The 13,685-nt window shown below is 67.0% G+C and carries 13 protein-coding genes; 3 read left to right on the top strand and 10 right to left on the bottom strand.

Features of this window, described 5'->3' with window-relative positions:
- Positions 1-8: 8 nt before the first annotated feature.
- Genes H7841_08910 through cysE form a run of 3 tightly spaced genes read right to left on the bottom strand, consistent with a single transcriptional unit; the run spans position 9 to position 2,373 of the window.
- Entirely contained in the window at positions 9-1,109 is a 1,101-nt protein-coding gene (locus H7841_08910; GenBank protein ID MEO5337000.1) for a cysteine desulfurase, read from the bottom strand.
- A 4-nt stretch (positions 1,110-1,113) separates the two neighbouring features.
- Entirely contained in the window at positions 1,114-1,575 is a 462-nt protein-coding gene (locus H7841_08905) for an Rrf2 family transcriptional regulator (GenBank protein ID MEO5336999.1), read from the bottom strand.
- A 3-nt stretch (positions 1,576-1,578) separates the two neighbouring features.
- Positions 1,579-2,373, bottom strand: coding sequence for a serine O-acetyltransferase (cysE, locus tag H7841_08900; protein MEO5336998.1), 795 nt, complete (start codon positions 2,371-2,373; stop codon positions 1,579-1,581).
- Positions 2,374-2,586: 213 nt separating this feature from the next.
- On the opposite strand from cysE, the gene H7841_08895 reads away from it, so the two are divergent.
- The gene (locus H7841_08895) at positions 2,587-3,228 is read left to right on the top strand and encodes an alpha/beta hydrolase (protein MEO5336997.1); all 642 of its coding nucleotides are present in this window, start codon (positions 2,587-2,589) and stop codon (positions 3,226-3,228) included.
- Here H7841_08895 and H7841_08890 read toward each other — a convergent pair.
- The 7 genes from H7841_08890 to H7841_08860 all read right to left on the bottom strand — a co-directional run bounded on the left by H7841_08890 (position 3,217) and on the right by H7841_08860 (position 11,722).
- Positions 3,217-4,704 (bottom strand): hypothetical protein, encoded by a 1,488-nt coding sequence (locus tag H7841_08890; GenBank protein ID MEO5336996.1) that lies wholly within the window; start codon positions 4,702-4,704, stop codon positions 3,217-3,219. The genes H7841_08895 and H7841_08890 overlap by 12 nt on opposite strands.
- Before the next feature lie 11 nt (positions 4,705-4,715).
- Positions 4,716-5,825 carry a hypothetical protein gene (locus H7841_08885; GenBank protein ID MEO5336995.1) on the bottom strand — a complete coding sequence of 370 codons (1,110 nt, stop codon included), beginning with the start codon at positions 5,823-5,825 and terminating at the stop codon, positions 4,716-4,718.
- Positions 5,826-5,899: 74 nt separating this feature from the next.
- Positions 5,900-7,105 carry a radical SAM protein gene (locus H7841_08880; protein ID MEO5336994.1) on the bottom strand — a complete coding sequence of 402 codons (1,206 nt, stop codon included), beginning with the start codon at positions 7,103-7,105 and terminating at the stop codon, positions 5,900-5,902.
- Positions 7,106-7,512: 407 nt separating this feature from the next.
- Positions 7,513-9,192, bottom strand: a complete 1,680-nt coding sequence (gene ettA / locus H7841_08875; GenBank protein MEO5336993.1) for an energy-dependent translational throttle protein EttA — start codon at positions 9,190-9,192, stop codon at positions 7,513-7,515.
- A 60-nt stretch (positions 9,193-9,252) separates the two neighbouring features.
- Complete coding sequence (locus H7841_08870) at positions 9,253-10,368, bottom strand: FIST C-terminal domain-containing protein (protein ID MEO5336992.1); 1,116 nt, start codon at positions 10,366-10,368, stop codon at positions 9,253-9,255.
- A gap of 60 nt (positions 10,369-10,428) precedes the next feature.
- Complete coding sequence (locus tag H7841_08865; GenBank protein MEO5336991.1) at positions 10,429-11,037, bottom strand: carboxymuconolactone decarboxylase family protein; 609 nt, start codon at positions 11,035-11,037, stop codon at positions 10,429-10,431.
- A 73-nt stretch (positions 11,038-11,110) separates the two neighbouring features.
- Entirely contained in the window at positions 11,111-11,722 is a 612-nt protein-coding gene (locus tag H7841_08860; protein MEO5336990.1) for an arylesterase, read from the bottom strand.
- A 15-nt stretch (positions 11,723-11,737) separates the two neighbouring features.
- Here H7841_08860 and H7841_08855 point away from each other — a divergent pair, with 15 nt between their 5' ends.
- Together H7841_08855 and H7841_08850 are read left to right on the top strand one after the other, a co-directional pair.
- Entirely contained in the window at positions 11,738-12,433 is a 696-nt protein-coding gene (locus H7841_08855) for an ABC transporter ATP-binding protein (GenBank protein ID MEO5336989.1), read from the top strand.
- 230 nt (positions 12,434-12,663) lie between these two features.
- A partial coding sequence (locus H7841_08850; GenBank protein ID MEO5336988.1) for an ABC transporter permease occupies positions 12,664-13,685 on the top strand: 1,022 nt, incomplete at its 3' end.

Genomic DNA, 13,685 nt, shown 5'->3' with positions numbered 1-13,685 from the left:
GGTCTTCGTCACGCCGCGGCGCGTCGTGCCGCCGTTTCGGCCCAACGTAGCAAGAAATATTCCAGGTCTTCGGCCCGGCTGGTCCAGCCCAGACTGACCCGGATCGCCGAGGCCGCTTCGGCATCGGAACTGCCCAGGGCACGCAACACCGGGCTGGGGACGGCCTTGCCCGAGGAGCAGGCAGCCCCGGCGCTCACCGCCACCCCGGCCAGATCAAGGGCCATCACCTGGGTCGCCCCGTCCCGGCCAGGGGCCAGCAGACAACTGGTGTTGGGCAGGCGGGGCGCGCCCGTCGAAGCGATCCGCAGGCCGGGAATCCGGTCCCGCGCCCGTCCCTCGAAATCGTCGCGCCAAGCCGCCAGGCGGGCGAAGGCTCCCAGATCGACGGCGGCCGCGGCGGCGCCGAAGCCAGCGATGCCGGGCAGGTTTTCGGTGCCGGCGCGCAAGCCCCGTTCCTGACCGCCGCCCCGGACCTGGGCCGCCAGGGGCGCCCCTTCGGCCGCCACCAGGGCGCCGACGCCAGGGGGCCCGCCCAGCTTGTGGGCGGACAATGTCAGGAAATCGACAGCCAGCGTGGGCATGTCGACAGGAATCTTGCCCGCCGCCTGGACGGCGTCGCAATGGACCAACGCCCCGTGCCGGCGGGCGATGCGGGCGGCTTCGGCCACCGGCTGCAGAACGCCGGTCTCGTTGTTGGCAAGCATGAGGGAGACGAGGGCCGGTTCCGCCGCCGCCCCCAGCAGACGATCGAGCGCTTCCAGGTCGATGACGCCATCGCCATCCACCGGGACGGCCTGGATGCCGGGTACCGCCTTCAGCACCGAGGGATGTTCGACGGCCGAAGCGACGATGCGACGACGGCCGCAGCCTTGCAGGGCCAAAGCGTTCGCTTCGGTGCCGCCGCTGGTGAAGACGACGGAGACGGACGGGGCGCCCACCAGGGCGGCGACACGTTCGCGGGCCTCTTCGATCAGGCGGCGCGCCCGCCGCCCGAAGCCGTGCACCGACGAGGCGTTGCCGCCCGCCGCCAAGGCTTCGGCGACCGCGGCGGCGGCTTCGGGCCGCACCGGCGTGGTCGCGTTGTGATCGAGATAGACCGTCTGGGTCATGGCCCTATTCCGCAGCCTGGGAGCCGGGGCGCAGGCCGACGCGGCTGGAGCCCAGCACCCGGCGTTCGCAGATGTCCGCCAGCGAGACCGAACTGAGGTAAAGGTATATCTGGTTGCCCAGTTCCTCCCACAGGTCGTGGGTCAGGCAGCGGCTCTTGTTGAGGTGGCAGCCCATGGGCGAGCCCGAATGGCAGCGGGTGGTCGAGATGGGCTCGTCCACCGCCATGATGATGTCGGAAACCCGGGTGTCGGGGGCCGGCCGGGCCAGCAGGTAGCCGCCGCCGGGGCCGCGCACGCTGCGCACCAGCCCGCCCTTGCGCAGCTTGCCAAACAACTGTTCCAGGTAGGACAACGATATTTCCTGCCGTTCCGCCACGTCGGCCAGGGCGACCGGCTTGCCGTTGCTGTGGGTGGCCAAGTCGACCATGGCCATCACCGCGTAGCGTCCCTTCGTACTGAGTCTCACCTGCTACCTCCTTCCGCCGCGAGCGCCGGTGGCGCCGCGCCGGCCGCGTGTCTTGGGGGCGGCGACCTCGGCGATAGCGCCGGCGGAATCCACCTCCTGGCCCTCCTTGAGTTGGGGTGCCGGACGCTGGCCTTCCAGTTCCCCGATCCGTTCCTTGAGCGCCGAGATCTGGCTGCGAAGGCTGTGCAGATCCCGGAGAATGGGGTCCTGGATGTCCTCGGCCGTACCGTAGGCGACGAATTCGTGGGCCTTCTTGCGGTCGCGGGGCATCACGATGCGAGCCGGAATGCCGACCGCCGTCACTTCCGGCGGCATGTCGTGGGTGACCACCGCATTGGCCCCGACGCGGGCGTCGTGGCCGATGGTGATCGGCCCCAGCACCTGGGCGCCCGAACCGACGATGACCCCGTTTTCCAGGGTCGGATGGCGTTTCTTGTTGGCCTGGGACTTGGAATCCACCGACGGCGCAGTACCGCCCAGGGTGATGCCCTGGTACAGGGTGACGTCGTCGCCGATTTCGGCCGTCTCGCCGATCACCACCCCGGTGCCGTGGTCGATGACCAGGCGCCGGCCGATGGTCGCGCCGGGATGGATTTCCACCCCGGTGACCATCTTGGCCACGTGCGACAGCCAGCGCGCGGTCAGCCACCAGCCGGCCCGCCAAAGGCGGCTGGTCAGGCGGTAGAAGAGAAGCGCGTGCAGGCCGGGATAGCACAATAGGACCTCCAAACGCGACCTCGCGGCGGGGTCGCGGCTCATGAAGGCGTCGATGTCTTCGCGGAGGGTCTTGAAAACCATGGGCCGTCGGCTATGTTATGGGCGTTGTCGATACAAGCTGGCTCGCCTGGGTGCCTTGGCTATTTTAGCGCCCGAGCCGTACTTGGTCGTCGACTAATATATATGATGCCCGACAAGGGTGGTCAAGAATATCCGGTAACAGACCCGATTTGTGGGGAATTTTTATCCAAGTTCAGTTGTCGGATATGGCAACGTCTGGCGGGGCAATCGCGCATGCCTGAAGTTATCTTCAACGGACCCGAAGGCCGGCTGGAAGGCCGTTATCATCATTCCAAGCGCACGGCGGCGCCCATCGCGCTGATCCTGCATCCCCACCCGCAGCACGGCGGAACGATGAACAACAAGGTCGTCTACTCCTTGTTCCAGGCATTCGTGGATCGGGGGTTTTCGACGCTACGCTTCAACTTCCGGGGCGTCGGACGGTCGCAGGGCCAGTTCGATGGCGGCCACGGAGAATTGTCCGATGCCGCCTCGGCGCTGGATTGGATGCAGGGCTACAACCCCAACGCCACCGGCTGCTGGGTGGCCGGATTCTCCTTCGGGGCCTGGATCGGCATGCAACTCCTGATGCGCCGCCCGGAAATCAACGGCTTCGTCAGCGTCGCCCCGCCGGCCAACCTTTACGACTTCACCTTTCTGGCGCCCTGCCCGTCGTCGGGCTTGATCCTGCACGGCAACAAGGACGAGGTGGTCCCGGTCAACACCGTGGACAAGCTGGCGCAGAAGCTGCAATCCCAAAAGAACATCAAGATCGACTACAAGGTGATCGACGGCGGCGACCACTTCTTCCGGGACCATCTGGAGAACGTGGGCAAGCAGGTCGGGACCTACCTGGACAAGCGCCTAAAGGATTAGCTCGGCCAGGACGTACTGGATCAACTGGGCGGGTTGCAGGCCTTCCCCGCTGGCGCTGACCAGCAGCGGCAGCGGATGGAAGGACGTCTCCCGGACCCGGTAGCCCGACTCGGCCAGCAGTCTGGGGATATCGTGGATCATCACGATGCCTTCCCACTGTACCGTATCCACCGGATCGGCGGCGAAATCCGGATAGTCGAAGGTGGCGATGCGGGCGGCGAAGTATTCGGCCGACAGCACGAAACGGACGCCTGCCCCCCGGCACCAGGCGTAGAGATCGCGCACCGCCGCCGGAAACATGATGTCCAGGGTCCGGCAGTGGGCCAACAGGCTGTCGCCCGGCCGCTCCCCAAGACGGGCGGCCAAGTGGCCAAGATCGGATTCGAAGGCCAGGTTGGGCGCCGTGAAGACTTGGCGATTGAGCGCCGTCGCTTCTTCGGAAATGTCGTAGCCGGCAATCAGGCGGGCGGGATGGCGGCGGGCGAAGGCGGCCTCGCGCGCCCCGCAAAGCGTGCCGTAGTTCACCACCTTGGCAACTTCCGGATGGGCGGCAAGGAGGGCGTCGATGCGGCCGAACATGAAATCGTTGGTGAAGGCGCTGACCGTCCGAAGACCGTTTTCTTCCCCGGCCTCCTCGCGATGGGCGTCCCAGTACCGCCGCAGGCGGTCCGGATGGGTGTAGTTGAGGGCGGCCCCGATGCGCCCCGCCTCGCCGCCGTCCCGGAGGCCGTCGCGCATGGCCTGGGCAAGCTGGTCGCGCCAAGCCTGCTGGCGCGGATCATCCGAGTCCTCCGGCCGACCGACGAAGGATCGGGACAGGGCCTCGCGCGCTTCTCGTTCCCGGCCTTGGCAGAACAACACCGCGGCCAAGTCCCCCCAAGTCCGCAGGGCCTCGCCGTCGGCAGCCAGTCCGGCACGAAACCGGGCCTCGGCTCCGGCCAGGTCTCCTTGCATGGCCGCCAGTTTCCCGAGGGCCTGGTGGCTCCATCGCTTGAGGCGGGGAAGAAGGGACAACCGGCCGCCGACCTCCGTCGCCGCCGCCAAGTCTCCGGCCAGGACCGACCGCGCCAGGCACAGCCCAAGAAGCGATTCGCCGTCGGCCGGTTCGGCCGGCAAAGCCGGAAGAGGATGCCGCCGGGCCAAGCCCTCGACGGCCACCTGCATCAGGCGCCAGTGGGCAGGGCCGGCAAGGCGGTCTAGGCTACGGAACACCTCGGGAGGCGTCGCGGGACCGGCTGCCGCAAGGGCAAGGGACACCGGCTCGCACCAGTCCTCGGTCGCACCGCCGGCACCGAGACCGACCGCCAGGAACCAGCCGGCACGGGCGGGATTCCCGCAGGCCAAGCAGAGCCGGGCCGCCTGAAGGCACAAGGCGCCGTCGAGGTGGCCGGCGGCCACCATGGCCGCCACCTGGTCACGAAGATGCCGCGCCCGGAAGGAATCGCCGATCAGGTCGTCGATACCGATCCCCGCCATTCTCAACGATTTCAGGTCAGGATATTGACCAGCTTGTTGCCCAGGGCCGTGCCGCCCGTGGATTGGAACATCTTGGCGTAACCGGTCTTCTGGGCCAGGGCCTGGGCGACGAGACCTTGCGCGGCATTATATTCCCGGGCGAGGGCTTTCTGGGCCTTGGCGATTTCCTGGGCGCTTTCTATTTGCAGCGCGTTCCCCTGGTTGCGATAGCCCTTGGCTTCGTTGCGGGCACGCGCCTCGTAGAATTTGGCGGTCTTGAGGGAAAGCTCGTAGCGGGCAATTTCCAGCTTGACGGCTTCCTTGGCGTCGTTCAGGTCGGCCAGGGCGCGACTGCGTCCGCCTTCGGTGGAGAACCCCTCGTAGAACCAGGAATTGACCAGCCGAAGCCCCTTGCGTTCGATGGTGCCGCTGAACTGCTGGGGGCTGGCGGTATCGGGCGCCGTGGTGAAGGTGACGGAATCGCCGCTTTGGGAATCGAGGCGGATGCCGTTGACGATGTTGCCGGACTCGGCCGCCTTGTCGGTCGGATAGTCGTCGTATCGCTGGACCAGCCCCGCGCTCAGGTCGGCAGCCCAGATCTTTCCTTCGCTGTCGGTGATCTTGTATTCGGAGCCCAGATAGGCCCCCATCACCTTGTTGCCGTCGTTGCTGATGCTCGTGCGGTAGGAATAGGACACGCCATCGGCGCCCAGCATGTTGGGTTGCTTGTCGCCCTTGATGGCATCCTGGTGCAGGCCCTTGAGGATCGAATCGAAGGACGCGGCATAGCCGGCGGGATTGACGTATTGGCCTTCCTGATCCCGCTGGTCGGCCTTGTTGACCGACCGGATCATGCTTTCGATCTTGCCGCTCATGGACTTCAGGCGGCCGACAATGTTGCTGATGTCGGAAGTCGCCTTGCCGACGTCGGTGACCAAGCCCTTCCACTTGGCCTCCTCGCGGCCAAGCCGGGCGATCTTTTGTTCGTAAAGGCCCGAAATCGCCCCTATCTTCTCCTCGGCGACCTTCTGCTGGCCGGAGGACATTTGCGAAAGCAGGCGGCTTTGGCTGATACCCTTCTGGGAAACCTGGGAAAGAACGGTTATTCCGCCGGTGTAGGGCGTCTTCACGATATCGGACATGGCTGGCCTCGATCCTTCTGATCTGAGCGTGCCTTAGGATACCAGAACCGCGGGCCCCTTGGAAGTGCCCTCCGTCACACGAAGTTGACGTGCTCGGGCGGATGCCTGAGCTTCCACAGGAAATCGTTGACCATGTGGGTGCGGCAGTTGGCGTAGCATTCCTTGTGCACGTCGACGCAGGAAGTCTGCTTGGCGGCGATTTCCCAGTAGCGGTCGCTTTCCAGGATCTCCTTGAAGGACATCTCGGTCAGATCGCCCATGCGGAATTCCGCCTCGCGGCTGTCGAACCACATGCCGCAGGAATAGACCCGCCCGTCGCCCGAGGTATAGAGCAGGAAGGGAGCGCCGAGGCAGTTGTCGTAGTCGCGCTTGCCCTCGTTGAGGATCTTGCCCCACTTGACGATCACCCGGTAGTCCCCCGAGGACAGCGTCTCGGCTTCCTTCAGGGTATCGGAGAAATCCACGTAGCGGTCCAACTGGTCGATGACGCCGATGTCGCCTTCCACCGTATCGCTGCACTGCTTGACGACCAGGTAGTCCACCTCCAGCTCCCGGCCCAGCCTGGCCAGGGGCACCACTTGGTCCACGTTCTTGGGCGTCAGCACCATCTGCAGGCCGATGGTGGTCTTCAGGTTCTTGCGGCGCTTGGTGGCGACGCAGAAACGGATCTTGTCCAGGGCGGTTTCGAATTCCTTGCTGGCGTGGATGCGCCGGTAAGCATGGTCGGATGCCGCCGAGATGTTGAAGCGAAGCCAGGTCAGGTGTTCCAGGGCTTCCTCGCCGGCCGCGCCGGTGTCCAGCAGGATGCCGTTGGTCCCCATGGACATGTCGACGCCGGCCTTGCGGCCCGTGACGATAGCCTCGTAGACCGCGGGGTTGAGCAGGGGCTCGGCCTCGCCGATGAGCGCGATGGAACGCACGCCCACCTCGCCCGCGTCCTTCATGTACCGCAGCAGGGCGTCGCGCGGGAACACGCGGTCGGAACCCTTGCGGAAGAAATTGCCCTGGGTGACGCCGTAGCAGTAGTGGCAGCGGATGTTGCAGCCCTTGCTGAGGCCGGCGTCGATATGGATGGGCGCGATGCGCTCGCCCCGCTGCCAGGCCATGACCCGGTCCAGGTGCCAGAGCATCTTGCTGCCGTCCATCAGATAACGGTCGAGCGGCTCCTTGCGGGCGGGATCGGCGGCGGCGGGATCGGGCTGGCAGGACTTGCAGGCGGCGGCGGACGACGCGACATGCAGGGCGGCCGCGACGGCCTCCTCGGGCGATTGATCGTTCATCGGTGCTGTTCCCATGTTCTTGGGCTTTCCGGGTCCATCCGTTTCTCAAGGACCGTCCACTGCCCTACTATATGGGATGTCGGGGGGGGTTTGCCAGGGAGACGTTGCAGAGTGCGATCCCCCCATCGGCCACGGCGACGGACGGCCCCCCCAAGCTCCACAACCTGCCTGCCGCCGGTCGCAAGGGCCGGTCGCAAGGGCTTGAAGTGCGATACGGTGACGATTAATATCGTATATCTCGACCATCCTCCCGTGTTGTGATAATTCCTAATTATCGCATCCCCCCTCTCCTTCCACGGCGGATCATCCCGCCGACCATGTCGGCAGGAGCTGCATTCGGGCAAACGAAAGAGATAAGGCGGGCCCAAGGGGGCGCCGGGTAGGGCCCCCTGCGGCATCGCCGCCCTCTATCTTGTCAGCGGCTTGTATTTGATGCGATGGGGTTCGACCGCGTCGTCGCCCAGGCGGCGGCGTTTGTCTTCCTCGTAGTCCTGGAAGTTGCCTTCGAACCAGACCACCTGGGAATCGCCCTCGAAGGCCAGGATGTGGGTCGCCAGGCGGTCCAGGAACCAGCGGTCGTGGCTGATGATGACCGCGCAGCCGGCGAATTCCGCCAAGGCGTCTTCCAGCGCCCGCAGGGTATCGACGTCCAGGTCGTTGGTGGGTTCGTCCAGCAGCAGCACGTTGGCCCCCGACTTCAGCATCTTGGCCAGATGCACCCGGTTGCGCTCGCCGCCCGACAACTGGCCCACCTTCTTTTGCTGGTCCGGGCCCTTGAAGTTGAACTGGGCGACGTAGGACCGGCTTTGCATCTTGCGCTTGCCCAGTTCCAGTTCGTCCAGCCCGCCCGAGATTTCCTGCCAGACGGTCTTGTTGGCCTCCAGGCTGTCGCGCGACTGGTCCACGTAGCCCAGCACCACCGTCTCGCCCAGACGCAGCTTGCCCGCGTCCGGCTGTTCCTGGCCGGTTATCATGCGGAACAGCGTGGTCTTGCCGGCGCCGTTGGCCCCGATCACCCCGACGATGCCGCCCGGCGGCAGCCGGAAGTCCAGCCGGTCGATCAGCAGGCTGTCGCCGTAGCCCTTGGTCAGGCCTTCCGCCTCGATCACCACGTTGCCCAGGCGCGGCCCGGGCGGGATGACGATCTGGGCGGTGTCGCCGCGGGCCTCGTTGGCCTGCGCCAGCAGGTTGTCATAGGCCGTGATGCGGGCCTTGCTTTTCGCCTGGCGGGCGCGCGGCGAGGCCTGGATCCATTCCAGTTCGTGCTTGAGGGTGCGCTGGCGGGCGGATTCCTCCTTTTCCTCCTGGCCCAGGCGCTTTTCCTTCTGGTCCAGCCAGGAGGAATAGTTGCCCTCGTAGGGAATGCCGCGGCCGCGGTCCAGTTCCAGGATCCAGCCGGTGACATTGTCCAGGAAGTAGCGGTCATGGGTGACGATCATCACCGTGCCCTGGTAGTCGTGGAGATGCCGTTCCAGCCAGGCCACCGATTCCGCGTCCAGGTGGTTGGTCGGTTCGTCCAGCAACAGCAGGTCGGGCTTTTCCAGCAGCAGGCGGCAGAGCGCCACCCGGCGCCGTTCGCCGCCCGACAGCTTGGTCACGTCGGCGTCGCCCGGCGGGCAACGTAGCGCGTCCATGGCGATTTCCACCGTGCGCTCCAGCTCCCAGCCGTTCGCCGCGTCGATCTTTTCCTGCAACTCGCCCTGCTCGGCCAGCAGCGCGTTCATCTCGTCGTCGTCCATGGGTTCGGCGAAGCGGGCGCTGACCTCGTTGAAGCGGTCCAGCATGGCCTTGGTGGCGCCCAGGCCCTCCATCACGTTGCCCAGCACGTCCTTGGCGGGATCGAGTTCGGGTTCCTGGCGCAGGTAGCCGACGCGCACCCCTTCCGCCGCCCAGGCTTCGCCGCCGAAGTCGTGGTCGATGCCGGCCATGATCTTCAGCAGGGTCGACTTGCCGGCGCCGTTGACGCCCAGCACGCCGATCTTCACCCCCGGCAGGAAGGCCAGCGTCACCCCTTTGAGGATCTCCCGCCCACCGGGGAAGATCTTGGTGAGGTTCTTCATCACGTAGATGTACTGGTAGCTGGCCATGCGGTATCCTCCCTGTCGGCGGGCCTCTTCTAGACCAAATCGGGGGCGAAGGGAAACCTTCTACACGAAGAGGCTGAGAACGCCCGTGTAGCCGTAAAGCCTGCCCGCGAAGATCTCGCCGCCCGCGGCAAAGCCCACCAGGGGCACGTCGCCCAGCACCGAGCGCAGGATGGCCAGTTCCCGGTTGTGTTCCCCGAACATGCGGGCGCCCCGCCCCAGGCAGGACACGTAGACGGCGCCCCGCGCCTTGCCGCCGGCGCGCTTCATCACCTTTTCCGCCATATGCGCCAAGTCCTGGGCGGCCGATGCCGAATCCCTGCGGGCGAACCGCATGCGGTCGCCGGCCCGCAAGTGGGCTCCCACCCTGAGCCAGCCGCGCACCGGGTCGATGCCGCCGATGTTGCGCACCAGATAGTCGGCGGTGTCGGAACCTTCCACCGGCAGGGCGAGGTGCAGGAACATGGCCGCCTTGGCCGGATCGTCCGCCATCAGCGTGCCGGCGTCGTCGCGCAGCACGTCCAGGGCCGGGCGGCCGTCCAGGCCCATCAGGATGTCGTCCAGGGCATCGGTGACCACGTGGCTCTGGCCCAGCAGCGAGCAGCCCTGGCTGAGGCCGGTCGCCACCCCGACCTCCGGGGCGAAGAGGATTCCCGACAGGCCCCCGCCGGTCAGCCGGTTCGCCACCTGCAGCGTCGCCTCGCGGGACGAGGTCATGCCGCCGACCAGAAAGGCGTCGCCGGCCTCCGCCAGTTGGCGAACCAGGTCGGGCGCCTGGGGGTTGGAGGGATCGGCATGGACCAGCGCGAAAGCCGCGGGCGCCGCCTTCATCCAGGCGCGCTCCGCGGCCGGTAGTTCGTCGACGCTTTTGGCGAGGGACTGGAACAGGCGGTAGGAACCGGGTGGGAAGGCGCCGACCATGGCGGCCACCGCCAGTTCGTCGAAATATTCCGTGCCGTCGCCCATGATGCCCAGTCCGACGCTGCCCACCCAGTCGGCGATACCGGTCTTCTGCTTCAGGTAGGTGAGCACGCTGCCCAGGTCGGCCGCCAGATGGTCGGTGGCGTAGACGAACCCCAGGTTGGCACCCGACGGCAGGGGCAACAGCCCATCGGCGCAGGCCTTGGCGGCATGGGCCCAGTCGTCGGCTGCGGCGTGCGAGGAGCGGAAAAGGGTCATACGGTCATACTATATAGGAAGACGGCATGCCTTTCACCGACTCTCCGCAGGCAGGCCGCTTCAGGCCACGGCGTCCTGCACCCTTTCGGCGAAGATCCGTTCGATCTTCGGCACGATGCGGTTCTTGGATGCGGCGGCCTTCATGAAGATGACCACCGATTCCAGTTCGCCGATGGCTTGGCGGGCGTCGATCCCCGCGTCCTCGAAGCGCCGTCTCACCTCGCGGCCGCAGTAGTCGATGAGAAAGCCGTCGTCGCGCGCCATGCCGATGGCAAGGCCGATCAGGTAGGGACGCGTTTCGTCCCCGCTGCGGCGCGAGACCTTCATCGCATATTCCTGCCAGGCCTGTACCCAGCGCTTTTTCTCGCTCTCGCCGATCCGTTCCACATCGGTGCGCAGAAACAGAATCAGGGAATTGATGTTGTTCGACAGGACGTCCTGGTCGATCCCGCCGACCCGGAGCATGACCTTCATGTGATAGTCGATGCAGTGTTCGCACTGGTAGTAAAGCGCCAGTCCCAGGGCCACGCATTCCTTCTGGGCATTGCTGAGGAGCGTGTCCCACCGTTCCTCCCCGTCCGTCCCGTCGAAGACCATCATGTGCATGATGGTCATCAGGTCGGAAACGTGCCTGGGGAAAACCATATCCTTGAACACGGTGCTGCTCACGGTCTTTGCCTCTTCGTTGTTTTGGACGGTGGAGGGGAACGTAGTGGACCCGGCCAGGCTTTTCCAGCCCCCTTCAGCGCGATAACAAGGATTTCACGAAGGGCAGGATGCGCCGCACGATCTCGTCGACGCCGGCCGCCGTCGGATGGATGCCGTCGTCCTGGTTGAGCCCCGGCACGGCGGCGACGCCTTCCAGGAAGAAGGGATAGAGCAGGACGCCGTGCCTTTCCGCCAGGCGGGAATAGAGGCCGTCGAAGGCTTGGCGGTATTCGGGCCCCCAGTTGGGCGGCGCCTTCATGCCGGCGAGCAGAACCTTGATGCCCCTGGCCTTCAGACGGGCGAGCAGGGTATCCAGATTGGCCTCGGTCTGGCGGGGATCGACGCCGCGGAGCGCATCGTTGGCCCCCAACTCGACGACGACGGCCTGCGGCTTGCCGCCCAGGGCCCAGTCCAGGCGAGCCAGGCCGCCGGCCGTGGTATCGCCCGAGACGCCCGCGTTTTCCACCCGGACGTCCAGGCCGTCCTTCCGCAGGGCGGCTTCCAGCCGGACCGGGAAGGCGGCGTCGCGGGGCAGGTTGTAGCCGGCGGTCAGGCTGTCGCCCAGGGCGACGACGCGCACCGGTTCCGCCGCGGCCGGGTTGACAAGCGCCGCCAGGACTCCAAGAGTTGACAGGATTCGACCCATGACCAGGACTTCCCCATGACCGAGACGCCCCCGGCCGTCCGCCTTTCGGACGTCACCCTCACCTTGCCCAGCCACGCCGGGCCCGTCAACGTGCTGCGCGGGCTGGACCTGGAAATCGCCGGCGGCGAGACGGTGGGCGTGGTGGGGCCGTCGGGATCGGGCAAGACCAGCATGTTGATGGTGATCGGCGGCCTGGAGAAGCCGACCTCGGGCCGCATCCAGGTGGCGGGGCGGGCCATCGAAGGCCTGGACGAGGATGAACTGGCCCTGTTCCGCCGCGACAACATCGGCATCGTCTTCCAGGATTTCCACTTGGTACCCACCATGACGGCCCTGGAGAACGTCGCCCTGCCCCTGGAATTCGCCGGGCGCGGGGACGCCTTCGCCCGGGCGCGGGAGGTGCTGGAGACGGTGGGCCTCGGCCATCGCCTCACCCATTATCCGGGCCAGCTTTCGGGCGGCGAGCAGCAACGGGTGGCCCTGGCGCGGGCCTTCGTCGCCGAGCCCGCCGTCCTGCTGGCCGACGAACCCACCGGCAACCTGGACGCCGCCACCGGCCGGCGGGTGATGGACCTGCTGTTCGACCTGCATGCCCGGCGCGGCACCACCTTGCTGCTGGTCACCCACGAAGCGGCCCTGGCGGAACGGTGCAGCCGTCTGGTGCGCTTGGCCGACGGCCGCATCGCCCCGCCCGACGCGCCTTTCTTTTGACCGCCCGGCGATTCTTTCAAGGCCCGCATCCGCATCTGGCTGGACCAGCACGCAGGCCGTCTGGTACGGGTGGCCGACATCGACGCCCCCGAACCGGGGGGCCGCTGTCCTGGCGAAGGGGAAGTGGAATTGTTCGAAGCCCAGACCGACAAGTACGGAAGACGCATCGTCGCCGCCGTCCGCCTGCCGGACGGCACCGACTTGGGCCGCGCCCCCTGTGGAGCAGGGCGATGATCGCCCTTGCGGTCCGCCTGGCGGCGCGGGAACTGCGCGGCGGACTTGCCGGGTTTCGCATCTTCCTCGCCTGCCTGGTGCTGGGGGTCGGCGCCATCGCGGCGGTGGGCAGCCTGGGGGCCTCGCTGCTGGAAGGCCTGAAGGCCGACGGCCGCGCCCTGCTGGGCGGCGACGTGGATTTGCGGCTTTTGCACCGGCCGGCCACGGCCGACCAGACGGTTTGGCTGCGCGACCATTCCCGGGCCCTGTCGCGGGTGGTCGAGATGAAGGCCATGGCCTTCCCGGGAGAAGGCGGCGACGGACGGTCCATGGTCGAACTGAAGGCGGTGGACGGCCATTATCCTTTGGTCAAGCCGTTGCGCTTCGATCCGCCGCTGGACATCGGGGAGGTCCTGGCCAACGGCGGCGCGGCGGCCGACGCGACATTGCTGGGACGCCTGGGAATCGGCATCGGGGGCCGCATCCGGGTCGGCGACGCCACGGTGACGGTGCGCGCCGTCGTCCTTCAGGAAGCCGACCGGGTGGCCGATGTCTTCACCTTCGGGCCGCGGCTTCTGATTTCCACCGCCAGCCTGCAAGCCACCGGCCTGGTCCAGCCGGGCAGCCAGATCCGCTTCCACGAAAAGGTGCTTCTGCCATCCGGCGCCGATGGGGAGGCTTGGATCGCCGATCTGCGCGCCGCCATCCCCGAAGCCGCGGCCTGGCAGGCCCGCACCACCGACGAGGCGGCGCCGGGCGTGGCCCGCTTCATCCGCCGCCTGACCCTGTTCCTGGGGTTCGTCGGCCTGGCGATCCTGCTGGTGGGCGGCGTCGGGGTCGGCAACGCGATCAAGGCCCATCTGGACGACCGGACCCGCAGCATCGCGATCCTGAAAGGTTTGGGGGCGCCGGCCCGGCTGGTCTTCGCCGTCTATTTCCTGCAGGCGATGGCGGTGGCGGCCTTGGGGACGGCGGTCGGCGTCGGCCTGGGGGCGGCGGCCCCGTTCCTGGCGGCGGCCCTGGGCGGCGACAGCCTGCC

Source organism: Magnetospirillum sp. WYHS-4, from assembly GCA_039908345.1.
In the GTDB taxonomy this organism is placed as follows: Bacteria; Pseudomonadota; Alphaproteobacteria; order Rhodospirillales; family GLO-3; genus JAMOBD01.
Note: the sequence above shows the minus strand (reverse complement) of the source record. Positions and strands in the feature narration are given on the sequence as shown.